The sequence below is a fragment of the Nocardiopsis mwathae genome, assembly GCF_014201195.1.
Classification (GTDB): domain Bacteria; phylum Actinomycetota; class Actinomycetes; order Streptosporangiales; family Streptosporangiaceae; genus Nocardiopsis_C; species Nocardiopsis_C mwathae.
This window is the reverse complement of record NZ_JACHDS010000001.1, coordinates 5869639-5895818: the sequence shown is the minus strand read 5'-3', so window position 1 is coordinate 5895818 and position 26180 is coordinate 5869639. Positions and strand designations below refer to the sequence as shown.

Sequence of the window (26180 nt, the reverse complement as noted above, 5' to 3'; positions counted from 1 at the left end):
CCCACGCGCCGCGTTTCCTTCTATCGGCACTGTGGGGTATCTATGGCTCTTACTCCTGCTGCAACCGCTAGCGACGGCTGCGGCGGTCTTCCTTGACGTGGCTCCGGAAAGTGCGCGTGGGAGCGAACTCGCCGAGCTTGTGGCCGACCATCGACTCGGACACGAACACCGGAACGTGCTTGCGACCGTCGTGGACGGCGATGGTGTGCCCGATCATCTCGGGGACGATCATGGAACGCCGCGACCACGTCTTGATGACGTTCTTGGTGCCCTTGTCGTTCTGGTCCACCACCTTATTGATCAGGTGGTGGTCGACGAAGGGACCCTTCTTAAGGCTACGTGGCATCAGACGTGCTCCTTACCGCTTCTTCTTGCTACGACGACGCACGATGAGCCGGTCGCTGGCCTTGTTCTTCGCCCGAGTCCGGCCTTCCTTCTTGCCCCACGGGCTGACCGGGTGGCGGCCACCGGAGGTCTTACCCTCACCACCACCGTGGGGGTGGTCGATCGGGTTCATGACCACACCGCGGACGGTCGGGCGCTTGCCCTTCCACCGCATGCGGCCGGCCTTGCCCCAGTTGATGTTGGACTGCTCGGCGTTGCCGACCTGTCCGACCGTGGCGCGGCAGGAGATCTCGACCTGGCGCATCTCACCGGACGGCATACGCAGCGTGGCGTACGCGCCCTCCTTGGCCAGCAGCTGGATCTGGGTACCGGCGGAACGGCCCAGCTTGGCACCGCCACCCGGCTTCAGCTCGACCGCGTGCACGAACGTACCCGTGGGGATGTTGCGCAGCGGGAGGCAGTTGCCCGGCTTGATGTCCGAGGTGGGGCCGTTCTCGACCTTGTCACCCTGCTTGAGTCCGGCCGGAGCGAGGATGTAGCGCTTCTCGCCGTCGACGTAGTGGAGCAGAGCGATCCGCGCGGTGCGGTTCGGGTCGTACTCGATGTGTGCGACCTTGGCCGGGACGCCGTCCTTGTCATGGCGACGGAAGTCGATGACGCGGTAGGCCCGCTTGTGCCCGCCGCCCTGGTGGCGCGCGGTGATACGGCCGTGGCCGTTCCGCCCGCCCTTGGAGTGCAGCGGACGCACAAGGGACTTCTCCGGCTCCGAGCGCGTGATCTCGACGAAGTCGCTCACGCTGGAACCGCGACGACCCGGTGTCGTCGGCTTGTACTTACGAATGCCCATCTTCTTCGTGCATTCCTTTGCGTGTTACTTGAGATGAAGCGGTCAGGCGAGCGTGATCAGACGCCGAAGATGTCGATCCTGTCGCCCTCACGCAGGCTCACGATCGCGCGCTTGGTGTCGGGACGCTTCCCGTACCCGAACCGCGTGCGCTTCCGCTTGCCCTGACGGCTGATCGTGTTCACGGAGGTGACCTTCACGTCGAAGATCTTCTCGACCGCGATCTTGATCTGCGTCTTGTTGGCGTCGGGCTTGACCACGAACGTGTACTGGTTCTGGTCCATCAAGCCGTAGCTCTTCTCGGAAATCACCGGCTCGATGATGATGTCCCGAGGGTCGGGGATCCTCACTGGTCGTCCTCCTGAGACGTCGCTGCCTTCGCGGCACCGGAGGCGTGAGCCAGGAACTCCTCGTAGCCGGCCTCGGTGAAGACGACGTCGTCGGAGTAGAGGACGTCGTAGGTGTTCACCTGGTCGGAGTCGAGGATGTGGACCTCGCGCAGGTTCCCCAGCGCCAGACGGTTGTGCTCGTCGGAGCGGGCCAGCACCACCAGCACCTTGTCGGAGTCGGTGACCTGGCGCAGCGCCTTCAGAGCGGCCTGGGTGCGCTTGGTGGTGACGTCCTCGGCGACGAATTCGCTGATGACGTGCACGCGCCCGTTGCGCGCCCGGTCCGACAGGGCGCCGCGGACGGCGGCGGCCTTCATCTTCTTGGGCGTCCGCTGGGAGTAGTCGCGCGGCTGCGGCCCGTGGACCGTTCCACCGCCGGCGTACTGGGGCGCACGGATGGAGCCCTGGCGGGCCCGGCCGGTGCCCTTCTGGCGGTAGGGCTTCCTGCCACCGCCGCGGACCTCGCCGCGGGTCTTGGTGGCGTGGGTGCCCTGACGCCCGGCGGCCAGCTGCGCGTTCACGACCTGGTGCATCAGCGGGATGTTGGCCTGCTGATCGAAGATCGCGTCCGGAAGCTCGACGCTCCGGCCGGCCGCGCCGTCGGGGTTCTTGACCTCGATCGTCGCCATGTCTAGTTGTCCCCCTTCGCGGCGGTACGGACGAGCACCAGCCCGCCGTTGGGGCCGGGGACCGCACCCTTGACCAGGATGAGGCCCTTCTCCGCGTCCACCGACTGCACGGTCAGGTTCTGCACGGTCTTGCGCACGTTGCCCATGCGCCCGGCCATCCGCAGGCCCTTGAACACGCGGCCCGGCGTGGCGCAGCCGCCGATGGAGCCCGGCGAGCGGTGCTTGCGCTGGGTGCCGTGCGAGGCGCTCAGACCGGCGAAGCCGTGGCGCTTCATGACACCCGCGAAGCCCTTGCCCTTGCTCTTGCCCGTGACGTCGACCTTCTGGCCGACCTCGAAGACGTCGGCGGTGACTTCCTGGCCGAGCTGGTACTCGGTGGCGTCGGAGGTGCGGACCTCGACGTAGTGGCGGCGCGGAGTGATCTCGTGCTTGCGCAGGTAGTCGCCGAGCGGCTTGTTCACCTTGCGCGGGTTGATCTGCCCGAAGCCGAGCTGGACGGCGGAGTAACCGTCGGTCTCCGGGGTGCGGACGCGCGTCACGACGCACGGACCGGCCTTCACAACGGTCACGGGCACGATCTTGCCCGACTCGTCGAAGACCTGGGTCATGCCGAGCTTCTCGCCCAGAACTCCCTTGATCTGCTTGGTGGCCATGTCTGTGCGTCCCTTAAAGCTTGATCTCGATGTCGACGCCGGCCGGAAGGTCGAGCCGCATGAGCGAGTCGACGGTCTTCGGCGTCGGGTCGATGATGTCGATCAGCCGCTTGTGCGTGCGCATCTCGAAGTGCTCGCGCGAGTCCTTGTACTTGTGCGGCGAGCGGATGACACAGTAAACGTTCTTTTCCGTCGGCAACGGCACCGGGCCAGCGACGCTCGCGCCAGTCCGCGTCACGGTCTCGACGATCTTTCGAGCCGAGCTGTCGATGACCTCGTGGTCATAGGCCTTGAGCCGAATGCGGATCTTCTGTCCCGCCATGGTGGCCTTTTCGTCCTTCGCTTAGTGTCCGTAGAGGCGCGGTGCCAGATGACCGGCCCTGTGCCCTGCAGAGGCTGCCCTTTAGTCGTTGAGGCTCTATTCACCTGAGAAACTGCTACAGGGCTGTCCCCTGGAGGTGCATCACCGCTACAGAGCCCGATGACGTCGTTCATGGTGTGGCGGCCGGGCCGGCCCCTGGGGGCCGTATCCGGCCCGGCCGCCACACAGGGGCGGACGGTGCCGCCCCTGCGCGTTGCTGCTACTTGATGATCTTGGTCACGCGGCCCGCGCCGACGGTCCGGCCACCCTCACGGATGGCGAACTTCAGACCGTCCTCCATGGCGACCGGCTGGATCAGCTGGACGGTCATGGCGGTGTTGTCGCCCGGCATGACCATCTCGGTGCCCTCGGGCAGCGTGACGACGCCGGTGACGTCCGTGGTACGGAAGTAGAACTGCGGGCGGTAGTTGTTGAAGAACGGCGTGTGGCGGCCACCCTCGTCCTTGGAGAGGATGACGACCTGCGCCTCGAACTCCGTGTGCGGGGTGGTCGTGCCCGGCTTGATGACGACCTGGCCGCGCTCGACGTCCTCGCGCTTGATGCCGCGCAGCAGCAGACCGACGTTGTCACCGGCCTGGCCCTGGTCGAGCAGCTTGCGGAACATCTCGACGCCCGTGACGGTCGTCGTCTGCTTCTCTTCCTTGATGCCGACGATGTCGACCGTCTCGTTGACGTTGACGACACCGCGCTCGATGCGGCCGGTGACGACGGTGCCGCGACCGGTGATCGAGAAGACGTCCTCGATCGGCATCAGGAACGGCTTGTCGGTGTCACGCTCCGGCTCGGGGATGTTCTCGTCCACGGCCTTCATGAGCTCCAGGACGGAGTTGCCCCACTCGGAGTCACCCTCCAGCGCCTTGAGCGCGGAGACCTTGACGACCGGGACGTCGTCGCCCGGGAACTCGTACTCGGTGAGCAGCTCACGGATCTCCAGCTCGACGAGCTCGAAGATCTCCTCGTCGTCCACCATGTCGGCCTTGTTCAGGGCGACGACGATGTACGGAACGCCGACCTGGCGGGCCAGGAGCACGTGCTCCTTGGTCTGCGGCATCGGGCCGTCGGTGGCGGCGACGACGAGGATCGCGCCGTCCATCTGCGCGGCACCGGTGATCATGTTCTTCACGTAGTCCGCGTGACCCGGGCAGTCGACGTGGGCGTAGTGGCGCGCCTCGGTCTGGTACTCGACGTGAGCGACGGAGATGGTGATACCGCGCTCGCGCTCCTCCGGAGCGTTGTCGATGTCCTCGAACGGCGTGAACGGGTTGAGGTCCGGGTACGCGTCGTGCAGGACCTTGGTGATGGCGGCGGTAAGCGTGGTCTTACCGTGGTCGATGTGACCGATGGTGCCGATGTTTACGTGCGGCTTGGTCCGCTCGAACTTGGCCTTCGCCACTGGATTTCTCCTAGACGTACAGGGTTGCTGGCTGACTGGTTACGTGTCCGCGGTTATTCGCCGCGCGCCTTCGCAACGATCTCTTCTTGGACGTTGGTCGGGACCTCGACGTAGGAGTCGAACACCATCGTGTAGTTGGCTCGACCCTGGGTCCGGCTGCGCAGGTCACCCACGTAGCCGAACATTTCCGACAGAGGCACCAAGGCCTTGACGACCCGGACCCCGGCGCGCTCGTCCATCGACTGGATCTGACCGCGTCGGCTGTTCAGGTCACCGATCACGTCGCCCATGTACTCCTCGGGCGTCGTGACCTCGACCGCCATGACCGGTTCGAGAATGACCGGCTTGGCCTTGCGCGCCGCCTCCTTGAACGCCATGGAGCCGGCGACCTTGAAGGCGAGTTCGGAGGAGTCGACGTCGTGGTAGGCGCCGTCCTGCAGGGTGACCTTGATCCCGACGAGCGGGTACCCGGCGAGGACACCGAACTCGGCGGCTTCCTGGCAGCCCGCGTCCACGGACGGGATGTACTCCCGCGGGATGCGGCCACCGGTGATGCTGTTGACGAACTCGTAACCGCCGCTGTCACCGTCGCCATCGGCCGCGAGGGGCTCCAGGTCGATGATGACGCGACCGAACTGGCCGGAACCACCCGTCTGCTTCTTGTGGGTGTATTCGACCTTCTCGACCTTCTTGCGAATGGTCTCGCGGTAGGCCACCTGCGGCTTACCGATGTTCGCCTCGACCTTGAACTCGTCGCGCATGCGGTTGACGAGCACTTCAAGGTGCAGCTCGCCCATACCGGCGATGATGGTCTGGCCGGTCTCCTCGTCCGTGGAGACCTGGAAGGACGGGTCCTCCTCGGCCAGACGCTGGATCGCGACGCCCAGCTTCTCCTGGTCGCTCTTGGTCTTCGGCTCGACGGCGACGCGAATGACCGGGGCGGGGAAGGTCATCGACTCCAGGACGATCGGCTGCGCGGGGTCGCACAGCGTCTCACCCGTGGTCGTGTCCTTCAGGCCCATGACGGCGACGATGTCACCGGCACCGACGCGCGCGATCTCCTCGCGCTTGTTGGAGTGCATCCGGTAGATCTTGCCGATGCGCTCCTTGCGCCCCTTGACGCTGTTCAGCACCTGCGTGCCGGCCTCCAGGACACCGGAGTAGACGCGCAGGTACGAAAGCTTGCCCAGGTGCGGGTCGCTCATGATCTTGAAGACCAAAGCGGACAGGGGCTCCTGCTCGCTCGGCTTGCGGGCGAGGCTGGCCTCCTCGGACTCGTCCTTGGGGTCGTGGCCGGTGACGGCCTCGACGTCCAGGGGCGAGGGCAGGTAGGCGGTGACCGCGTCGAGCAGGGGCTGCACGCCCTTGTTCTTGAAGGCGGTACCGCACAGCACCGGAATCGCGGTACCGGCGATGGTCGCGCGCCGGATGGCGGGCACGACCTGCTCCACGGTCGGCTCGACGCCGTCCAGGTAGAGCTCCATGATCTCGTCGTCGGCCTCGGCCAGCGTCTCGATCATCTTGTCGTGCGCCTCACGGGCGGCCTCGGCGTGCGACTCGGGGATCTCGACCGTGTCGTACATCTCGCCCAGCTTGGCTTCCTCGTTCCAGACGAGGGCCTTCATGCGGACGAGGTCGATGACGCCCTTGAAGTCGGACTCGGCACCGATCGGCAGCTGGATGGCGAGCGGGTTGGCGCCGAGGCGGTCGGCGAACATGTCCACGCAGCGCTGGAACTCCGCGCCGATCTTGTCCATCTTGTTGACGAAACAGATGCGCGGGACGCCGTACCGGTCGGCCTGCCGCCAGACCTGCTCGGACTGCGGCTCGACGCCTTCCTTGGCGTCGAACACCGCGACCGCACCGTCGAGCACACGCAGCGACCGCTCGACCTCGACCGTGAAGTCGACGTGGCCGGGCGTGTCGATGATGTTGATGGTGTGGTCGTCCCAGTGGGTGGTGGTAGCGGCCGAGGTGATCGTGATCCCTCGCTCCTGCTCCTCCTTCATCCAGTCCATGGTGGCGGCGCCATCGTGGACCTCACCGACCTTGTATGTCACGCCGGTGTAGTAGAGGATCCGCTCGGTCGTCGTGGTCTTACCCGCGTCGATGTGCGCCATGATCCCGATGTTGCGGACCTTGGCTAGGTCAAGAGCAGTGGTAGCCATGTGGCTCGTCTTCTCTCGGTCTCTCGTATCGATTCGGCCGCGGGGATTACCAGCGGTAGTGGGCGAAGGCCTTGTTCGACTCCGCCATCTTGTGCGTGTCCTCGCGGCGCTTGACGCTCGCGCCAAGACCGTTGCTGGCGTCGACCAGCTCGTTCATCAGACGCTCGGTCATCGTCTTCTCACGGCGCTGACGCGCGTAGGAGACGAGCCAGCGGAGAGCGAGCGTGGTGCTCCGGGACGCACGGACCTCGACCGGCACCTGGTAGGTCGCGCCACCGACACGGCGGCTGCGCACCTCAAGGGCGGGCTTCACGTTGTCCAGAGCACGCTTCAGCACCACGAGCGGGTCCTGACCGGTCTTCTCACGGGCACCCTCAAGGGCGTCGTAGACGATCCCCTGGGCGATGGAGCGCTTGCCGTCCAGCAGCACCTTGTTGATGAGTGCGGTGACCAGCGGCGACCCGTAGACGGGGTCGGTGATCAGCTGGCGCTTCGGCGCCGGGCCCTTGCGCGGCATGCTTACTTCTCCTTCTTAACGCCGTAACGGCTACGCGCTTGCTTGCGGTTACGGACGCCCTGAGTGTCCAGCGAACCGCGGATGACCTTGTACCGGACACCCGGCAGGTCCTTCACACGGCCACCGCGCACGAGCACGATGGAGTGCTCCTGCAGGTTGTGCCCGACACCGGGAATGTAGGCAGTGACCTCGATACCGCTGCTCAACTTCACACGGGCGACCTTGCGCAGCGCGGAGTTCGGCTTTCGGGGCGTGGTGGTGTAAACACGCGTGCACACACCACGACGCTGCGGACTCCCCTTCAGCGCCGGGGTCTGGCTCTTTGTGAGCTTGTCCTGTCGGCCCTTACGGACCAGCTGCTGGATGGTGGGCACCGCGTCTCCGTCTTCCTCGTGACCTACGCCGGTTCTCTTAGCCGATATCGCTATTGACCTGCTGAATTTCCCGTTCCCCCCGACCCCCGCATCCGGGCGTGTCGCGCTCTACCCCAAGCATGGCGGATGTCGATACGCCCGACCTGGTGGTCGAATCACGTGGGAGGAGGTGTCACGTGGCACTCTTCCTCGCCGCCCACATGCGGGACCGGCGAAAAAGCACACACGTGTGACCCGTTGACTCACGGGCACGAAGTTAGAGAGTACCGAATCGGTTGTGCCTGGTCAAAACGTAAGACCGGCACGTGGCGGTACTCGTACTCCGGAGCCGCATGCTGCCGTAGGCCACTACCAGTGTACGACGTCGCGGCAGTGCTCAGGTTGCCCGATGACCGTGCCCCGGCGCGCGGCCGCGATATCACGTGGAAGGCGGCGCGGCCCCCACCTCGCTGACCTCGGCGTGTCGCGGGAGGCCGCGCGTGGGGACCGTCACGCGGCGGGCGTCGCCAGCTCCCCCAGCCGTGCGGTGAACTCTCCGAAGACCGCGTGCATGCGCTCCTCCTCCGACCGAGTGAGGCCGCGCCACCCGGCGGTGATCACCGCCTCGTCCTCGTCGAACTCGGCGGTGACCTCGCAGCCGTCCTGCTCGTCCATGGGCGAGACCACGTCGGTGAGGACGCCGCCGGCCAGGTCGTCCTCGTCGTCGTCGGCCCCGTCCTCCACCTCCAGGGCGAAGAAGGGGGTCTGCCGGTCGGCGCGCGCGGCCTGCGCCGAACTCCATAGCTCGGCGAGCGCCGCTTCGAAGGACAGGGGCAGCAACGCGATCGCGTCCAGCATGCGCCGGTTCGCCGCCACCGTGAGGTCGCCGAGATCCCGGTCGGCGTGGGCGTCGCCGGCGGAGAACAGGACGGGAACCTGGGTGCTCAGGTTGCCGATGACGTCCAATGCCCCGGGATGGTGCCGGTTGGCGAAGGGGACACGGACCGCCGCCGCGGCTCCGTGCTCGGCCACCAGAGCGCGGCCGAGCAGGGTGACCAGCAGCACCGTGGGCGAGCAGCGCAGGCGGCGGGCGGTGGACCGCACCGCGGTCGGCAGGCCCTCCGGGGCCCGCCAGCGGACCGTGCCGGAGCGATCGCCCGGGGTGCCGGGCACGGGGGCCGGCGCGAGCGGCCCCGCTTCGAGCAGGCGCCGCCACCCGTCCAGCCGTTCGTCGCGCGTCGCCTTCAGGATGTCCCATTGGGCGGCGGCCCAGTCACGCATCTGCGGCGCAGGGCGGGCGTCGACGGGCGCGCCGACGGCCAGCCGCTCGTAGGTCTCGGCCAGCTCCCGCAGCAGCAGGTCCATCGACCAGCCGTCCAGGACGGCGTGGCTGATCTGGAGGCAGAAGCGCGCGGGGGCGGAACGCCGGTCCAGCACGGCCCGGAGCATGGGACCCGTGAACGGGTCGAGCTCGCCGAGGGTCTCCGCCTCCCCGGCGTTCCCGACGGCGATGCCGGTGCGCAGGTGCCGGATCTCGGGTTCGGCCGCACCGGGGCGGCAGTGGATCCGGTCGCCGCGGCGTTCGATCCGGCTCGTCAGCATGTCGTGCCGGGACGCGACCAGGCGCACCGCCTCGAACAGCAGGTCCGGGACCGCATCGGCGGGCAGCTCCCACCAGCAGTGGGTGGACAGGGTCGGCCGGGCTTGGCCGTGAGGTGGGGCGAACCACATCTCGTCGTCGTTCCAGACGCGGAACGCGCTGCCGGCGTCCACCGCAGCGGGTTCGATCTCCGGAGGTTCGGTCGGTGCCGCGGTCATGTCGGGTACTCCTCACCCCCGCCCCTTTCGCCGATCCCGGGAGGGCGGTGGGAGTTCTCGCCGGGGCACGAACCGTTCTCCCGGGATCGGCGAAAGGGGCGGGGGCATCGTCGGTGGAAGGTGGGGGAAGGCGGTGGGACGTCAGTCCCGGACGGCGAGGTGGTCGCCGATGACGACGGCGTCCGCCCCGCTCTTGAGGTAGGTGGAGAGGATGTCGTCGGCGGAGGAGGCCATGGGCTCCTCCGCGACGTTGAGGGACGTATTGACCAGGACGGGGACACCCGTCTGAGCGTCGAAGGACGACAGCAGGGCGTGGTAGGCGGGATTGTCCTCGCGCCGCACGGCCTGGGGTCGGGCGGAGTGGTCGACGTGCACCACGGCGGGGATCCTCCGCCGCGCCTCCTCGCGGACCCGGGCCGCCACGATCATGAACGCGTTCGGTGTCCCCTCGAAGAACTCCGCGAAGCGCTCCTCTTGCACGCTGGGCGCGAGCGGCCGCCACATCTCCCGGTTCTTCGCGAGGTTGAGCCGGGTCAGAGTCTCGCGGTCGCGCGGGTCGCCGAGCAGGCTGCGCGCGCCGAGCGCCCGGGGTCCCACCTCGGCGCGCCCCTGTCCCCAGGCGACGATGCCGCCCGCGGTGAGGATGCGGACCACGCGGGGCAGCAGCTCCTCAAGGCCGAACCGTTCGGCCCGGACTCCGGCGGCGGCGAAGGCGGCAGCGGTGTCCTCCGCCGTGAGGTCGGGCCCCCAGTAGGCGTGGGACATGCGGGACACGCCCTGCAGGCCGGGCCGGTGCTCGGCGGCGACCGCGAGGGCCGCGCCCAGGGCGACGCCGGCGTCGTGGGCCATCGGCTGGACGTAGACCTCGTCGAAGATGCCGCTGTCGGCGAGCCGCCCGTTGGCCGTGCAGTTCAGTCCGACGCCCCCGGCCACGGCGAGCCGGTTGAGGCCGGTCAGCTCGCGGGCGCGCCGGGCCAGGCCGAGGATGGTCTCCTCCAGGGCGGCCTGTGCCGAGGCGGCGAAGTCGGCGTAGGCCATGACCGACTCGCCGCGGCGGCGTGAGTAGGGGTAGGTGTGGTCGGCGAAGTAGCGCTGGAGCTCTTCGGAACGCTCCTCGATCAGTGCGCGACCGCGCCGGGTGCTCTCGGGGACACCGTCCCAGACGATGGCGCCGTCCCGGTAGGCGAGCGCGGCGGGGTGGACGGGGCGGCCGTAGGAGGCGAGCCCCATGAGCTTGCCGCCGTCCTGGCGGCCCAGCCCGGCGAACTCCGACGCGGCCTCGTAGAAGAAGCCGAGCGAGGTCTCCACCCCGTAGCTCTCCAGGATCTCCACGCCGCCGTCCCGGGCGACGGCGATCGATGTGCCGGTGTTCTCCCCCATCGCGTCGATCACCAGCACGGCGCACTCCCCGAACCCGCTGGGCCAGTACCCACTGGCCGCGTGGGCGAGGTGATGCGGCACGGCCCGGACCGCGCGGGGGCGTGCTCCGTGGAAGACCTCGTCGGGGAAGAGCCACCCGGGGCGGTCGTAGGGCAGGGCCCGTTCCCGTTCCTCCCCCTCCACGCCGAGCCATGCGGCCAGCCCGTCGTGGTCCGACCCCAAGGCGAGGCAGTCGACCTCGGTGAGGTCGATCCCCGCGAAGTCGAGGCAGTAGCGCAGTGCCCGGGCGGGTGACTGGTCCACCGCGCGTTTGCGGCGCGACAGGCGCTCCTGCTCGACGGCGACCACGAGTTCACCGTGGTGGAGCAGTGCGCAGGACGCGTCGTGCGCGCCGTGGTTGACCCCGGCGACCCAACCTGACCGACCGTTCATCTCTCTTCCCCGCTATCCGATCCGTGTGCTGTGGTTGTGTGCTCTTGCCACCGCCGCGGCCCCGGCCCGACCTCCCCCGCCGAGCAGATCCCGCTCGATCGCGGCCACGCCGTCGCGCAGCCCCCGTTCCGGGAGAGCGCCGCACACGACGGTGACGGTGGCGAACCCGTCGCGCAGCAGCGCGATGTCGCTTCCGGGGTCGGGGGGCTCGTCGATGTCGATACCGGGCCTCACCGCGCCGTGGGCGTCCAGCCGGGCTGCGGGCAGCGCCCGGGCCGGAACCGCGATCCGGATCCCGGCCACCTGCTCGGCGGGGAGGTTGGGGACGTTCACGTTGAGCGCGATCCCCTCCCCTTCTCGCCGCCGCAGCCGTTCCACCAGGGACACCAGTCGCACCGCGAGGGCCGCGGCGAGCCCGTGGTGCGGGGGGCCGTCCTCCGCGCCGTGGGTGGCGTGGACGTCGTCGCTGCTGACCGCCACCGCCGGGAGGCCGTGGGCGGCCGCGGTCAGTGCGGCGCCGACGGTTCCGGAGTGCGCGGCCATGCCGCCGACGTTGGGCCCGTGGTTCACTCCGACGAGGGCGGCGTCCGGCGCGGGGCCGAGTGCACCGGAGCAGGCCGCTGCGGCCAGGAGGGCCGGCGGGGTGTCGGCGAAGGTCCAGCGGTCGCCGTCCCGGATGATGCGTCGGGCGTCTCCGCCCGGGAAGCGCAGTGAGGTGCCGGCCGCCGTCCAGCCGATGTCGTTGGCGAGGACCAAGGGCGGACCGAGCGCGGCCGCCGCCGCGGTGAGGACGGACAGCCCGTGCGCGTCGGCGCCGTCGTCATTGGCCACCAGGACCCGTCGGAACGGGGGCGTGGAGGGGGTGGGTGGTCCGCTCCCCGTCGTCTCCCGATTCACCCGGTGTCCCGAACCGCTCGGTACCCGCGTCCGATCACGGCCACCGCATGGTCGATGTCGGCCGTGGTCATCGCGGCGCAGGTGAACCAGTGGTGGGAGCGATGCAGCAGGAGCCCGTCCGACCAGACCGTGTCGTAGAAGACCTCCTCGGCGCGGCGGAGTTCCTCACCGGTGAGGTCGAACCGGTGGAACGGCATCGGGGGGAGGCCGACGACGCGCACCGGCACCCCGGCGTCGCGCGCCTCGGCGGCCATTCCCTCCTGCAGTCGGCGGCCGTGTCGCCACACGTCGGCGATGGCGGCCGTGTCGCGCAGCCGCCGGATGGTGGCCAGTGCGGCTGCCATGCCGTCGGTGCTGCGGAAGAACACCGAGGACATCGACACCGACGCCAGGGTGCGCAGGACGTCGCGGCGGCCGAGCAGCGCGGAGACCGGGTGGCCGTTGGCCATCGCCTTGCTGACGGTGACGAGGTCGGCGGTGACTCCGAAGTACTCCTGCGCTCCGCCGAGGGCGAGCCGGAAGCCGGTGCGGATCTCGTCGAGGACGAACAGGCTGCCGTGGTGGTGTGCCAATCGCCGGCACTCCAGCAGGTACTCGCGGCTCACGGGCTCGTCGCCGGCGGGCATGACCACGACCGCCGCGATCCGGTCGCCGTGGTCGCGGAACCGGGCCCGCAGGGCCTCGACATCGTCGAAGGGCAGGGTGTCGGTGAGCTCCCGGCAGGCGCGCGGGACACCGGCACCGCGCGGTGCGCACCAGTCGTGCCAGCCCTGGTAGCCCCAGCGCAGGACGCGCTCGCGGCCGGTGTGGGCGCGCGCCACGCGGACGGCGGCCGAGGTGGCGTCCGACCCGGTCTTCAGGAGCATCGCCATCTCGGCCCCGGGCACTGTCGCGGTGAGGAGCTCGGCCAGTTCGAGCTCGGCCTCCTTGCGCAGGGTCGCCGAGACGCCGCGCCGGATGTCGGCGACGACGGCCTCGGTGACCTCCGGGTCGGCGTGGCCGAGGATCACCGACCCGAAACCCAGGACCATGTCGAGGTAGCGGTGGCCCGCCGCGTCCCACAGGTGGGCGCCCTCGGCGCGCTCCACCCAGCGAGGTTCCGCCGCTGTGCCCGTGCCGCCGAGAAGGCTCGGCTTGGCCAGGATCGACCCGTCGACGTCGGCCGCGGCGGAGCGGCGGGCACGCCCGTCCGTGACCGGTCCGGTGGTGTCCATGTCAGCCGAAGTAGCTCTGCAGCTCGCCCTGGCGCCGGATGTCCAGGGTGCAGCAGTGGAAACTGCCGCCGAATCGGAAGACCGCGTCGAACTCGCATTCGATGACGTCGATGCCCAGGGAGCGGAAGAGGTCCGTGAGGGGCTCCTCGGCGGCCTCCACCACGGCGGTCTCGGGGTTGAGCATGAGGATGTTGGTGGAGATCCAGTTGCTGACGTCGCGTGTGGACGGCGGGCCGGTGCGCACCGACGGCACCGCGTCGACCAGCCGCCAGCCGCTCTCGGTGAAGAAGTCGGCCATGTCGTCCTTGAACGGCCGCTCGGGGTTGGTGAGGGCGAGTCCCGGCCGCAACGGGACCAGAGTGGTGTCGATGTGCTGGGGGTAGCGGTCGGAGAACTGCACGATGTGCACGTTGAACTCGGGGCCGAGGTAGCGGCGCAGCCAGTCGATGCCGAACCGGTTGGTGACCACGTCGGGCTGGCAGAAGATGTCGCGGCCGCACCGGGTGAAGGAGGCCGCGTCGAAGAGCGGCTCGAACTCGGTCAGCGCGGGGTGGTCGGCGAAGTCGTAGTAGGTGTCCTCGGTGGTGTAACCGGGGACGTAGGTCTCCTCGGCGAGTTGCGGCCTGGGCGCGGCCACCCACTGTGCTCCGGCCGCGAAGTACTCCTTTACCAGCCTGCGGTAGGCGCGGTACTCGAAGAAGCGGCCGCGCTGGGCCATGGGCACCTCGATGATCCGGTCGCCGATGACGAGCAGGACGTCGCGGGGGCAGGTCTGGGCATGCCCGTTGGCGGCCGCGAAGTCGGGGGTGGTGTAGCCCTCGTGGTGCATGACGGGTTCGGGGCGCCGGACGGTCACACCCTCCTTCTCCAGGCGCAGCGCGAACGCGTCGAGCTGGCGCTCGGCCCGGTCGATGTCCTCTTGGGGGAAGGGGGCGCCGCCGAAGTTCCGCTCCGGGTCGCCCAGGGGGTAGTACGCGGCCAGCGCGGGTTCGAACGCGACTCGGGCGGCGCCGCGGGCGGTACCGACGATGACCTCTTCCAGGGGGTCCCACTCGTTGTAGGAGGCGACGGTGGGCCGCGCCGTGGCGGGGGCGGCCCCCGGGGACGCGGTCTGCGGGCTGGGTCGAACGGGCACGGTGGTTCTCCTCGGTGTCGGTCGGACGCGCCGGTCGCGCGGGTGGGTGGGGAATGGAGCCGGTCGGGCTCAGCCTGCGGCCGGGGTGCGCATCTCCGTCCACGCGCGGTGCATCCGGTCGGTGGCTTCGTCCCAGGTGGGCAGGGTGTGGATGGCGTCACGGACCAGGGAGCGCTGTTTGTCGAGCAGGGTGCCGTCTCGGAGGAGCCGGACGATGCCGAACACCAGCTCGTCGGTGCTGTCTCCGGTCAGCAGGGCCTCCTGGACCACGGGGCCCACCCCCTGCGCCCCGAAGGAGGTGCTCACCACCGCGCACCCGGCGTGGAGCGCCTCCAGGATCTTGGCCTTGACCCCGCCGCCGAAGCGGTTGGGGCAGACGAAGACGTCGGTGGCGGCAAGGACCGGCGCAAGGCTGGGCACCACGCCCAGCAGGTGGACGGAGGGGTCGACCGCGGTGAGCCCGAGGCCGTCGGGGTCCTGTCCGCTGCCTGCCACGAGCAGTCGCGCGTCGGGCACCTCGGCCAGGACCTGCGGCCATACCTCGCCGAGGAGGTACAGGGCGGCGTCCCGGCTCGGCCCCCAGGTCGAGTTGCCGACGTAGGTGACGGTGCGGCCGCGGGGCGTGGGCGGGACGAGGCCGGCCGACTCCGCGGCGAGCGGGTCGTCGGCGGAGATGTGGTCGCAGCCGGACGGGAGCCAGCGGATGCGCGCGGTGGGCAGGTCGTGGCGGAGGACGGCCGCGTCGTCCACGCTGACCGTTCCGCACAGGTCGGCGCGGCGCCATGCGGCCTGTTCGACCTCGCGGGTGCGGGTCCAGGCGACGGGCTCGGCACCGACGACCTCCTGGCGTGCCCGGTCCAGGGCGTACTCGATGTTCTCGGCGAGCAGCAGGATCGGGGTGCCCGGGGTGTCGGGGACGTGCCGCATGAGGAAGTAGCCCTCGACGTGGATGAAGTCGACGGAGTGGGTGGCGAGGAAGCGCGAGATGTGGTCGGCCACGCGGTCGCAGCGGTACTGCAGGACGCGGTCGGGCAGATCCGGTTCGTCGCCGGGGCCGGGGGCGGCCTCGAAGAAGGTCGCCGAGGCGCAGTGGCCGAGCAGTGCGTCCACGGTGCGCACGTCGCGGTCGTAGTGGGGGGTGATGGCCAGGAAGTGGATGTCGTACCGGTCGCCGAGGCGGGAGAGGAACTGCCACTCCCGCATCTGCCCGCCGCTGTGGGGTGGGTAGGCGGACTGATTGGTCAGATAGAGCACGGTGCCCGCGCTCGTCACGGCGCGTGTGCGACCGCTGTGTGCCGTGGCCGTTCTGGCCCGCCCGGCCCGTAGCGTGTCCGCCACGCCCCCGCCCGGCGGACGCCTGCTCGCCGACATCGTCTCCTTCGCCCCCTGCCCGTCGTCGTCCTGGTGGTGTGGTGAGTGCGTCGTCCCGACCGCGGCCGCCTACTCCGGGAAGATGCCGTCGGCGTTGGTGGGCCCGCTGCGGTCCTTGCGGTGGGCCCAGTCCCGCGGGAGGCCGTTGACCACGCCCAAGCCCGACCAGATGTCGTAGCCGAAGAGCCTGCGCTGGGACGGGGTGAGCCGGCGGCGCAGGTCGGGGTCGATGGACCGGAAGATGTTCTCCTGCTGGCGGATGAACGGCGCGCAGTAGTGGGACAGGATGGCCACACGCAGCTCCGACTCGGTGCGGTTGGCGCCGGCGGCGTGCCAGACGCGGCCGTCGAGCACGACGGCGCTGCCGGCGGGGCCGGTGATCGGCACGAGCGGTCCGGCGTCCGGCCGCGGCGCGGTGCCCTGCCGGTGGCTGCCGGGCACGACCACGGTGGCCCCGTTCTCCTCGGTGAAGTCGTCCAGCGCCCAGACCACGTTCATCGACGACACGTAGGGCCAGGGTTCGGGCACGTACTGCTGGTCGGCATGGAGCTGCTGCTGGACGTTGCCGGGCCGTGCCGTGTTGGCGGTGATGCTGGACAGCAGCAGGTCCGGCCCGAGCAGTGCGGCGGAGAAGTCGAGGGCGACGGGGTTCTCCACGAGGTCGAGGAACTCCCTGCCGTGGTTGATCAGCATGAACGACTTCTGGTTGCCGTTGGACGACCAGTGGGTGCCGGAGTCGCGTTCACGCTCGGCGATGCGCAGGACGCTGCCGCGCAGCGTGTCGATCTCGTCGGCGTCCAACACCCCGGCGAGCACGCAGTACCCGTGTTCACGCAGGTCCGCGCGGGCCTGGTCGTGGTCGGCGGTCGGCTTGGGCAGGTCGGCGGTGGCGTGCGCGTCGACGGTCATGGTGGGTGACTCGCTCTCAGGCCTGAGGTGGAGGGAAAAGCGAAAGGGACGTGGGGAGAAGACGGTGGGGCGCGCCATGCCGGGGACGGCTCAGCGGCTGCCGGGGACCACGCGGACGAGCCGGTCGTTCCAGAGCGCGTGGACCTCACAGAGCAGGTCGCGTTCGGCTTCCGGGGGCAGTGCACGGTCGGCGATCCTCCCGCCGCCGGTCAGCAGTTCCTGGGCGCCGGGGCTGATGGGTGTGGGGCGCATGGGATGGGCGGTCCGGACGATGCTCCTGTGCTCGCCGAGCCGCCCGACGCTGTGCCGGATCTCGCAGAACGGCATCAGTTCGAGGGTCGACGAGCGCAGGGCGCGGAGCACCCCGTCGCCGCCCTCGGGGTCCGCGGCCGTGGTCCTGCGGCGCACGAGGTAGGGGCCTACCACCAGGAGGGACAGGCCGGTGGTGAGGAAGGTGGCCACGGCGTCGTCGACGGACTGGACGATCGGTTCGGCGTGGTTGTTGAAAGAGGTGTTCAGCAGCACGGGCACGTCGGTGACCCGCTCGAACTCCTTGAGCAGCCGCCACACCAGGGGGTTGTCCTGCTCACGCAGCGTCTGCACCCGGGCGGTGCCGTCGACGTGGGTGACGGCGCCGAGGTACGCGCGGTGTTCGGGGCGCACGGGGACGACGAACCCCATGTAGCTGTGGTCGGCCGATGTCGTCGACAGGTCGAAGAACCGGGCCGCGTCGGGTTCGGTCACGACCGGAGCGAAGGGCCGGTAGTCCTCGCGCTGCTTGATCAGCAGGTTGACGCGGTCGCGGTTGGCGCTCGGGCGAGGGTCGGCGAAGATGCTGCGGTTGCCGAGCGCGCGCGGGCCGAACTCGGCGCGCCCCTGCGCCCATCCGATGACGGCGCCGTCGGCCAGTTCCTTGGCGATCGTCGTCTCGATCGCGGCCGGGCGGTCGACCTCGATGAAGTCGCTCCAGAGGGCGAGCCGCGCGGCGATCTCCGTCTCGGTCCCCAGAGCCGCGCCGAGGTAGGCGTTGGCGCTGTAGCGGTGACCGGGGGACGGGGTGGCCCGCCCACGGGTCTCCCGGTCGACCACCATGGCGGCGCCCAGGGCGCCGCCGGCGTCGTGGGCCGCGGCCGGGACGTAGACATGGTCGAGGGTGGGCAGGCCGAGCAGGCGGCCGTTGAGCGAGGTGTTCTGGGCGACGCCGCCGGCCAGGCACAGGTCGCGCAGCCCGGTCCGGTTCAGCCAGTGCCCGATGAGGTGCAGGCTGACACGCTCGACGAGGTCCTGGGCGGCGGCCGCGAGGTCGCGGTGCTCATCGCGCAGGGGCTCGTGGGCGCGGCGGGGGCGCAGTCCGGCGTCGAACAGGGCGCCGAGGAGGTCGTCGAGCCGCAGGTCGTATTCGCCGTCCGGGCCCAGGGTGCACAGCGGCGCGAGCACGTCGCGGTAGCGGGCGGGATCGCCGAACGACGCCAGGCCCATGACCTTGTACTCGTCGAAGTCGCGGTAACCGACCATCCGGGTGATGGCGGTGTAGAAGTGGCCCAGCGACCGGTCGCGCGGGTAGCCGCGCAGCCGCCGGAGGTCCCCGTCGGCGCCGTGGAAGACGCTCAGGCCGTCGCGTTCGCCGTTGCCGTCGCAGACGAAGACGAGAGCGGAGGACAGTCCGGAGTCGTGGTAGGCGGATGCCGCGTGGGTGCGGTGGTGGCTGACGAAGGTGATGGGCAGGTCGCGGACGGCCGCGGAGCCGAGGGCGGCGGCGAGGCGGTCGTGGACGAGGCCGCGTGCGCCGCGCAGCGGCATCCGCGGGTCCTGCAGGCCCACCCGGGCCACGTCGCGGTCGGTGAACTCCTCTTCGAAGAAGTAGGCGACGTGCGAAATGTCCTGGGGCCGGAGGCCCGCCACCTCCAGGCAGGCCCGCGCGGCGCGAGCCGGGAAGCGGTTGGTGTGCTTGTCGCGGTTGAGCCGCTCCTCCTCGATCGCGGCCAGCGTCTGCGAGTTCTCGACGAGGCACGCGGCGGCGTCGTGGTAAAAGCCGTGGAACGTCGCCGGGTCATAATCCTGTTCTTCGGTGGAGAACAGTCCGGACAGGCCGAGAACTGCCATGAATGCGGTCCTTTCAAAAGGAAACCAGCGCAACACCCTCTGTCCGCCGGTGATCCTGACACAGCACCCCACCGACCGCAAGCATGAGTTCGACCTGCAATCATTCAGCGGTCGGCCGCACATCTTTCCTGATCAACCATTGAGCCGAAGGCAATTCGACCCCGAAACCGATCGGTGTAACGTGGATCACATTTTTCCAAGGTGTGGGCGAATCCGCTTCCACTACATTCGCCTGTGCCCGAATGACGCTGATGACATTGGCTTTCTCCGGCCGAACACAGGCGTTGAAGTTTCATCTTTTTTTTCCTGTTGAGGAGCCCTCGTGATCGACGTGCCCGCGGGTTTTCACGCACGCATCACCGCCGCACACGGCGCGGCAGGACGGCGCTGGCTCTCCGCGCTTCCGGCGGCGGTGGACCGGATCTGCCGGGAGTGGGGGCTGCGCCCCGATGACGGCCCGGTCCTGCACGGGAACTGCGGAATCGTGGTTCCCGTTCGCGGGACGGACGGGCCACTGGCCCTGAAGGTGTCCTGGCGCGACGACAAGACGCGCTGGGAGGCCTGGGCACTGGCCGCATGGGCCGGCAACGGCGCCGCCCGGCTTCTGGCGCACCGGGAGTCCGCCGGTGCCCTGCTCCTGGAGCGCCTCGATCCCCAGGCCAGCCTCGAACGAGTGCCGCTCGACACGGCCGCGGCGGCCGCCGGCCGGCTGCTGCGCCGCCTGAGTGTGCCGGTCACGCCGCCGCGGGACGGGCCCCCGCGGCTGGCGGCCCTCGCCGAGGAGTACGCCCGGCAGTGGCACGGCGCGCCTCGGGTGCCCATCCCCTCCGCCGTGCTCGACGCCGCCCGCCAGACCTGCCGGGAACTGGGCCCCGACGCCGGTGACCTGTTGGTCGACCAGGACCTGCATTACGCCAACGTGCTGCGGGCGCGGCGCGAACCCTGGCTGGCGATCGACCCCAAGGTGGTGCTGGGCGACCCGGAGTTCGGCGTCGCCCCGCTGCTGTGGAACCGATTCGACCCGCGTCTGGGGCCCGGGGAGCTGCGGCGTCGCCTCGAAGTCATCGTCGAAGCGGGGGAACTGGACCCCGTCTTGGCGCGCCGCTGGTCGTTGGTACGGGTGGTGGAGTTCTGGATGTGGGCCCTTGACACCGGATCCACCTGGGGAAACCGGGCCGCCGCAGCGTTGGCGGACTGGTTGGGCGACTGACCCGCGGGACCGTCCGGACTATCGGGCGGCCGAGGGGCGCGCCGTCGGCCGGGCCTCGGCCACGGCGAACTTCGCACAGCCGACGGCCGCACGCGCCGCGGCCAGCGCCTCCAGCAGGTCGGCCTCGCAAGCGGATTGGCCGCGCGACGTCGCGCGCGCTGCGTGTGCCGCGCACTCCACGAGACACAGCACGGTCTCGACACCGGGGTCACTGCGGTCCGCGTACTCCCGCAGCCGAGCGGCGACGTCCTCCAGGATTTCCGCGGTCGGCTGCGCAAAGGGCACGCCGTTTTCGCGTATCCGCACTTCCGTACCGACATTCACGGAATCCGGGGCAGGGATGCTGGACACATCAACTCCTTGAACTTTGGGTGGGCCCGCATGTTAGCCACCGCACGACCGGATTGGCCATCATGGGCGAAAAGGACGAGGTGAACACGGGCCACCCCTATTCAAACCCCCTATCGACAACGGATTCCGACACACATCCGTCGGCTTGCCGCCACGATCCGGAGCGTGCTAGCGTCCCGGCGGTGTCACGGATTCCTGTCCAATTCCGCGACACGGCGTGGGTTCTTCGCGTACCCGTTCGCCGTTGGTGTTCGACTCACGGAAACGTTCGTCAGCGCATCTCACCCTCATTTCCCGCTGCCGGAGGCGTGCCCACGTTCCGCCGCTGCGGGCCGTCCAACGGTCCTGGTCCGTTCGGGGCCGGAGTGCCGTCCAAGGATGAGAGACCGGGGCCTCGGGGGAGGCCCTCCTGACGCTGCGCGCGCATGTGTGACGAGCTGGGAGTCGCAACTTTGAGGACATCGACCGGGGGGCCGGAGCACGACGCGGGCACCCCCTTCACGCACATCATCGACGCGTTCTTCGCGACGGCACGCCGATACGCGGACGGCACCGCCGTGATCGACAACGGCCGCCCCACCACCTACCGCGAACTGGCCGACATGGTGAGCCTGGTCGCCCACCGGGTGCAAGAGCTCCCCAGCGACCCCGAACTGCCCGTCGGCCTGTACGAGTGCTTCTCCACCGCATCCATCGCCGCGGCGTTGGGCATCATGGCCGCCGGCCGGTACTACTGCCCGATCGACCCTGCCATGGTCGGGGAACGGCTCTCCGCGTTCGTCGACGGCGCCGGGTTCGCGGAGGTCCTGGTCGTCACGGCGCACGAGGCCCCGCTGCCCGAACCGGTCCACCGGGTCCGGCTGGACCTCTCCTCCGTCCCGTCCCACGAGCCACCCGAGGTGCCGCATTCGCCGGACCGGACCGCCTACCTGCTGTTCACCTCCGGAAGCACCGGAACGCCCAAGGGAGCGCTGCTCACCCATCGCGTCCTGGCGGTGACGGTGCCCGCGCTGACCGAGCTCTACGACATCGGCCCCGCCGACCGCGTTCTGCACTTCACGCCGCTGTTCTGGGACACCAGCCTGGAGGAGCTGCTGCCCACGCTGAGCCAGGGCGGGTGCGTCGTCATGGACGCCGCCGCCGACATCGACCTGCACGGCATCGTCACCGACTACGGCATCACGACCCTCAATCTGCCCACGGCGTTCTGGAACGAATTCGTCGTCTACCTGCTCGAAGAGGACACGGCCCTGCCGCCCTGCCTGCGCACCGTCGTCATCGGCGGCGAGCCCGTCCGCGCGGACATGCTCGAACGCTGGCGGCGGCTCGACGGGGCGGACCGCATCCGGCTGCTCAACACCTACGGAGCCACGGAGACCGGGATGGTCACCCACGCCATCGACCTGCGCGACCTGCTCGCGTTACCCGAACCCGCGGGCCATGTCCCCATCGGACACCCCCTCCCCCACGTGGACGCCAGGATCCTCGACGAGCGGGGCGAACCCGTGACCGCGGCGGGCGTCGAGGGCGAGCTGCTCGTCGGCGGCGACGGCATCGCGCTCCGCTACCACCGCCAACCCGAGATGACCGCGGAAAGGTTCACCGACCTCGACCTCGGTGCCGGCCCCACCCGCTACTTCCGGACCCGCGACATGGTCCGGGCCGACGCGTCGGGCGCCCTGGAGTTCGTCGGAAGGAAGGACCACGTCGTCAAGATCCGCGGGGTCCGGCTCGACCTCGGCGAAGTCGAGTTCTGGATCGGCCGCCACCCGGGGGTGCGCGCCGTACTCGTCGTCGACCGGCCGAAAGGGCGGCACAACGCGCTCGCCGCCTACGTACTGCCCGGCCCCGGTGCCGACACCGCCGCGCTCCCCACTGGCATCAGGGCCTACCTGCGGGCCAACGTCCCGCCCTACCTCGTCCCGTCCACGATCACCGTGGTCCCCGAGTTCGTCTACACCCGCAGCCGCAAGATCGACCGGGAGGCGACGCGCTCCCGCTACGAGAACGAGGCGCCGTGACCGGCACAGCGACCACCCGGACCCCCCGACCCGCCCTCGCACCGGACGTCTCGGGCCCCTGGCCGTTCCTGGGCTGGCTCGCCCGGCTGCGCCCCGGCCTGGTCGCCGCCACCGGCGGCATCGGCGCGCTATGGATCCTCCCCGGTGCGCTGCTGCCGTTCGTGATCGGCCGCGCCATCGACGAGGGCATCCGCCCTGGCTCCATGCCCGACCTGCTCGCGTGGTCCGGCGTGACGCTGGGGCTCGTCGTGCTGCAGGCGGTGGCCGGCACCTCGCTCAACCGGGCCGCCTCGCTCAGCGGTCTCAACGCGCAGGTGACCACGCAGCGGCTGGTCACCACGCGGGTGGCCGAGCTGGGCGGCGCCCTGCCCCGCAAGGCGCGCCTGGGCGAGGTGATGACCGTCGGCACCTCCGACGTGGAGAACGTCGGCGACGCCTTCGAGAGCGCGGGGCGCGCCTTCGGCTCCGTCTTCGGCTTCCTGGTGGTGTCGGTTCTTCTGCTGCTGGTATCACCCCTGCTGGGCATCGCGGTCATCGTCGGGGTCCCGCTCGCGGTCCTGGCCATCGGGCCGCTGCTGCGCCCGCTGCGGGAGCGCAACGAGGAGCAGCGCGACACTCTCGACGGAGCGACGGCGCGCTCCGTCGACATCATCTTCGGGCTGCGCATCCTGCGGGGGGTCGGCGGCGAACGGAAGTTCACCGCACAGTTCGACGACCTGAACGAGCGCGTCCGCCGCGCCGGCGTCGCGGCAGGGAGCAGCGCGGCATGGATCACCGCGGCGGGCATCCTGTTCCCCGGCCTGGTCACGATCGCCATCACCTGGCTGGGCGCCCGTCTCGCGCTGACCGGGGCGATCTCCCCCGGCGAGCTGTTCACCTTCTACGGGCTGTCCACGTTCCTGTGGATCGCCGTCGGCAACGTGACCAACGCCGTCGACTCACTGAGCGCCGGCTACGTCGCGGCCGGGCGGGTCTGCCGCCTGTTGCGCCTGGAGGGGCCGCGTCCCCCCGAGGGCGCGGAGCCGGCCGCCCTCGACGGCGCGCCGCTGGCCCTGCACGACGTGCAGACCGGGATCACGGTCGCCCCCGGAGCACTGACCGTCGTGAACGCCCCGGGCGACCTCGGCCGACTCCTCGGGGCCCGGTTGGCCGGGCATGCGGACCTGCCCCCGGAGGACCCCGGCGGCGCGGACGAAGGAGAAGACGGCACAGCCGCCCCTGACGTCGGCGCCACGGACCCGGGTGGAACCGACGATGGCCCGATCGAACACGACACGCCCCCCGTGGACGTCGGCGGCGAGGTATCGGCCAACGGTGTCCCGCTGCACGGCGTGGACCCGGCCGCGGTGCGTCGCCGGATCCTGAGGGTGGGCCAGAACGACGTCCTGTTCTCCGGCGTGCTGCGCGAGGAGCTCACCGCTGCGCGGTTCGGTCCGGACGGCCCCGACTTCGAGGGGGCGGTGTCCGCCGCCGGTGCGCAGGACGTCCTCGACGCCCTCCCGCGCGGGGCCGACGAAGTGGTCACCAACGCCGGCCGCTTCCTCTCCGGGGGGCAACGCCAGCGGTTGGTCCTCGCCCGCGCCCTCTACGCCGCCCCGGAGGTACTGATTCTGGACGAGCCCACCTCCGCGGTGGACTCGCCGACCGAAGCGGCCATCGCCCGCGCGGTGGCACGCACGCGCCGGGGCCGCACCACCGTGGTGATCAGCCAGAGCGCGCTGTGGTGGGCGGTCGCCGACGCACTGCACCACATCGGCGATCCGCCCGCTCCCCCCGACACCGCCCCCGCCTCCCCGACCGACCCCGCGGCCCTCGCCGGCCGCTCGTCCGTGGAAGCAGAGTCGTGAACACGAACCGCCTGCCCCTGGCCGAACGCCGCCAGGTCCGCCTGTGGACCAGGGACTTCCTCTCCGCATCCAAGGGGCAGGTCGCGACCATGGTCGTGCTGTTCCTGCTGGCGCTGGTCGCCGACCTGCTCGGCCCGCAGCTGCTCGGCCACCTCGTCGAATCGGTCGAGGACGGCACGACCGCCACCCGGGTCGACCTCATCGCGCTCGCCTTCGTCGGGGTGCTCCTGGCCCAGACCCTCCTGGGCCGACTGGCGCGGATGCGCGCCGTGGTGCTCGGGGAGAAGGCGCTCGCCCACGCACGCGGCGGCTACGTCCGCAAGGTCGTCGGCCTCCCCATGTCGACGGTGGAGTCCGTGGATCCCGGGGACCTCCTCAGCCGCTCCACCGCGGACGTGGAGAAGCTCGGCGAGAGCGTCCGCTTCGCCCTTCCCGAGATCCTGATGGCGCTGCTGACCGCCGCGCTGACGATCGTGGCGATGGTACTGACCTCGCCGCTGCTCGCCCTGGTCATGCTCATCTCACTGCCACCACTCGTGATCGGCGTGCGCTGGTACCGACGCCGGGCGGCGCGCGCCTACGAGCGGCTGCTCGCCGACTGGGCCGAAGTCCAGGCGAGCATGCACGAGACGGCGCACGGCGCCGAGACGGTCGAGGCGCTCGGCCTGGCCGAGCGCCGGATCGCCCACGGCGCGCGGGCGCTGGCCCGGGCCGAGCGGACGCAGCGCCACACCGTCAACCTGCAGACGTGGTTCCTGCCGGTCCTCGATCTGTCCACCTTCGTGCCGTTGGCGGCGATGCTCCTGATCGGCGGCGTCGCCTACATCAACGGCCTGGTCGGGCTGGCCGCGCTGACCGCGATGGTGCTCTACGTCGAACGGCTCGCCGACCCCCTCGCCGAGCTGGTGGAGTGGATGGACGAGCTGCAGTTGGGCAACGCCGCGCTGCGCCGCATCCTGGGCGTCGAGCAGGTGCCGACCGAGAGCGGCACGGGGGCCCCGCTGCCGGAGGGCAGTGCGCTGGCGCTGCGCGACATCCACTTCGGCTACCGGCCCGGGGCAGAGGTACTACACGGCGTCGACCTCGACGTCGCCGAGGGCGAGTTCCTGGTCGTCGTCGGCCCGTCCGGCAGCGGCAAGTCGACGCTGGCGAAGCTCATCACCGGCACCTATGCCCCCGGCTCGGGCACGGCGACCGTCGGCGGCGTGCCGATCGCCGACATCCCGGCCGAGCGGCTGCGGTCAAGGATCGCCATGGTCACCCAGGAGCAGCACATCTTCGCCGGCACGATCAGGGACAACCTGACGCTGGGCGACGAACTTGACGGCGCACAGGCGGAGTCCGACGAACGGCTGTGGGACGTGCTACGCGCCGTCGAAGCCGACGGGTGGGTGCGCTCGTGCCGCAATGGTCTGGACACCGAGGTGGGGTCGGGCCGCACCCAGGTGCCGCCTGCGGTGGCCCAGCAGCTGGCGCTTGCCCGCATCCTGCTCGTGGACCCGCGGGTGCTCGTACTCGACGAGGCGACCTCGGAGATGGACCTCTCCGCCTCGCGCCGGATCGAGCGCTCGTTCGCCGCCCTGCTCGGCGGGCGCACGGTGATCGCGATCGCCCACCGCATGGACATCGCCCTCCTCGGCGACCGCGTGCTGGTGCTCGACGACGGCCGTGTCGCAGAGCACGGCCGTCACGACGACCTCCTCGCGGCCGACGGCCGCTACGCCGACCTCTGGAAGTCATGGACCACGGCCGCCGACCGCAGCGCGGTCGGCGGCTGACCGCCCCGGGCCGCCACCGCCGGCCCGTCGCGCGCCTCCAC

Annotated in this window: 23 protein-coding genes; 4 read left to right on the top strand and 19 right to left on the bottom strand. The window is 70.3% G+C overall.

What is annotated here, in order from left to right:
• Nucleotides 1-67 precede the first annotated feature (67 nt).
• From rpsS to HNR23_RS25890, 18 genes are all read right to left on the bottom strand, one after another.
• Nucleotides 68-346 carry a 30S ribosomal protein S19 gene (gene rpsS, locus HNR23_RS25975; protein WP_184079624.1) on the bottom strand — a complete coding sequence of 93 codons (279 nt, stop codon included), beginning with the start codon at nt 344-346 and terminating at the stop codon, nt 68-70.
• Nucleotides 347-358: 12 nt separating this feature from the next.
• Nucleotides 359-1192: a 50S ribosomal protein L2 gene (gene rplB / locus HNR23_RS25970; protein ID WP_184079622.1), complete on the bottom strand. Its 834-nt coding sequence runs from the start codon at nt 1190-1192 to the stop codon at nt 359-361.
• Nucleotides 1193-1248: 56 nt separating this feature from the next.
• Nucleotides 1249-1539, bottom strand: a complete 291-nt coding sequence (gene rplW / locus HNR23_RS25965; protein WP_184079620.1) for a 50S ribosomal protein L23 — start codon at nt 1537-1539, stop codon at nt 1249-1251.
• Nucleotides 1536-2207, bottom strand: a complete 672-nt coding sequence (gene rplD, locus HNR23_RS25960; protein ID WP_184079618.1) for a 50S ribosomal protein L4 — start codon at nt 2205-2207, stop codon at nt 1536-1538. The genes rplW and rplD overlap by 4 nt, the downstream gene beginning before the upstream one ends.
• A gap of 2 nt (nt 2208-2209) precedes the next feature.
• The gene (rplC, locus tag HNR23_RS25955) at nt 2210-2860 is read right to left on the bottom strand and encodes a 50S ribosomal protein L3 (RefSeq protein WP_184079616.1); all 651 of its coding nucleotides are present in this window, start codon (nt 2858-2860) and stop codon (nt 2210-2212) included.
• 13 nt (nt 2861-2873) lie between these two features.
• Entirely contained in the window at nt 2874-3182 is a 309-nt protein-coding gene (gene rpsJ / locus HNR23_RS25950) for a 30S ribosomal protein S10 (protein WP_017621536.1), read from the bottom strand.
• Nucleotides 3183-3441: 259 nt separating this feature from the next.
• The gene (gene tuf / locus HNR23_RS25945; RefSeq protein WP_184079614.1) at nt 3442-4635 is read right to left on the bottom strand and encodes an elongation factor Tu; all 1194 of its coding nucleotides are present in this window, start codon (nt 4633-4635) and stop codon (nt 3442-3444) included.
• Between the two features lie 53 nt (nt 4636-4688).
• On the bottom strand, nt 4689-6803 hold the full coding sequence (fusA, locus tag HNR23_RS25940; RefSeq protein WP_184079612.1) for an elongation factor G: 2115 nt from the start codon (nt 6801-6803) through the stop codon (nt 4689-4691).
• Between the two features lie 46 nt (nt 6804-6849).
• Complete coding sequence (gene rpsG, locus HNR23_RS25935) at nt 6850-7320, bottom strand: 30S ribosomal protein S7 (protein WP_184079610.1); 471 nt, start codon at nt 7318-7320, stop codon at nt 6850-6852.
• A gap of 2 nt (nt 7321-7322) precedes the next feature.
• Nucleotides 7323-7694, bottom strand: a complete 372-nt coding sequence (gene rpsL / locus HNR23_RS25930) for a 30S ribosomal protein S12 (protein WP_017621532.1) — start codon at nt 7692-7694, stop codon at nt 7323-7325.
• A 489-nt stretch (nt 7695-8183) separates the two neighbouring features.
• Complete coding sequence (locus tag HNR23_RS25925; RefSeq protein WP_184079608.1) at nt 8184-9491, bottom strand: condensation domain-containing protein; 1308 nt, start codon at nt 9489-9491, stop codon at nt 8184-8186.
• A gap of 141 nt (nt 9492-9632) precedes the next feature.
• Entirely contained in the window at nt 9633-11303 is a 1671-nt protein-coding gene (locus HNR23_RS25920; RefSeq protein WP_184079606.1) for a carbamoyltransferase C-terminal domain-containing protein, read from the bottom strand.
• A 12-nt stretch (nt 11304-11315) separates the two neighbouring features.
• The gene (locus HNR23_RS25915; RefSeq protein ID WP_184079604.1) at nt 11316-12134 is read right to left on the bottom strand and encodes a 5'/3'-nucleotidase SurE; all 819 of its coding nucleotides are present in this window, start codon (nt 12132-12134) and stop codon (nt 11316-11318) included.
• Between the two features lie 62 nt (nt 12135-12196).
• Nucleotides 12197-13414: an aminotransferase class III-fold pyridoxal phosphate-dependent enzyme gene (locus HNR23_RS25910; RefSeq protein WP_184079602.1), complete on the bottom strand. Its 1218-nt coding sequence runs from the start codon at nt 13412-13414 to the stop codon at nt 12197-12199.
• Nucleotide 13415: 1 nt separating this feature from the next.
• Nucleotides 13416-14549: an amidinotransferase gene (locus HNR23_RS25905; RefSeq protein WP_184079600.1), complete on the bottom strand. Its 1134-nt coding sequence runs from the start codon at nt 14547-14549 to the stop codon at nt 13416-13418.
• A 69-nt stretch (nt 14550-14618) separates the two neighbouring features.
• Complete coding sequence (locus HNR23_RS25900) at nt 14619-15821, bottom strand: glycosyltransferase (protein WP_184079598.1); 1203 nt, start codon at nt 15819-15821, stop codon at nt 14619-14621.
• A 168-nt stretch (nt 15822-15989) separates the two neighbouring features.
• Nucleotides 15990-16829 (bottom strand): phytanoyl-CoA dioxygenase family protein, encoded by an 840-nt coding sequence (locus tag HNR23_RS25895; RefSeq protein WP_184079596.1) that lies wholly within the window; start codon nt 16827-16829, stop codon nt 15990-15992.
• Between the two features lie 90 nt (nt 16830-16919).
• Nucleotides 16920-18932, bottom strand: coding sequence for a carbamoyltransferase family protein (locus HNR23_RS25890; RefSeq protein ID WP_184079594.1), 2013 nt, complete (start codon nt 18930-18932; stop codon nt 16920-16922).
• A gap of 322 nt (nt 18933-19254) precedes the next feature.
• Here HNR23_RS25890 and HNR23_RS25885 point away from each other — a divergent pair, with 322 nt between their 5' ends.
• Nucleotides 19255-20142 (top strand): aminoglycoside phosphotransferase family protein, encoded by an 888-nt coding sequence (locus HNR23_RS25885; RefSeq protein WP_221308253.1) that lies wholly within the window; start codon nt 19255-19257, stop codon nt 20140-20142.
• An 18-nt stretch (nt 20143-20160) separates the two neighbouring features.
• Here HNR23_RS25885 and HNR23_RS25880 read toward each other — a convergent pair whose 3' ends face one another.
• Nucleotides 20161-20427: a hypothetical protein gene (locus HNR23_RS25880; protein WP_184079592.1), complete on the bottom strand. Its 267-nt coding sequence runs from the start codon at nt 20425-20427 to the stop codon at nt 20161-20163.
• A gap of 518 nt (nt 20428-20945) precedes the next feature.
• Here HNR23_RS25880 and HNR23_RS25875 point away from each other — a divergent pair.
• The 3 genes from HNR23_RS25875 to HNR23_RS25865 are packed head-to-tail and all read left to right on the top strand — an operon-like array spanning nt 20946 to nt 26139.
• Nucleotides 20946-22514, top strand: coding sequence for an amino acid adenylation domain-containing protein (locus HNR23_RS25875; protein WP_184079590.1), 1569 nt, complete (start codon nt 20946-20948; stop codon nt 22512-22514).
• On the top strand, nt 22511-24361 hold the full coding sequence (locus tag HNR23_RS25870) for an ABC transporter transmembrane domain-containing protein (protein ID WP_184079588.1): 1851 nt from the start codon (nt 22511-22513) through the stop codon (nt 24359-24361). The genes HNR23_RS25875 and HNR23_RS25870 overlap by 4 nt, the downstream gene beginning before the upstream one ends.
• Entirely contained in the window at nt 24358-26139 is a 1782-nt protein-coding gene (locus HNR23_RS25865; RefSeq protein ID WP_184079586.1) for an ABC transporter transmembrane domain-containing protein, read from the top strand. The genes HNR23_RS25870 and HNR23_RS25865 overlap by 4 nt, the downstream gene beginning before the upstream one ends.
• The last annotated feature ends 41 nt before the right edge of the window (nt 26140-26180 follow it).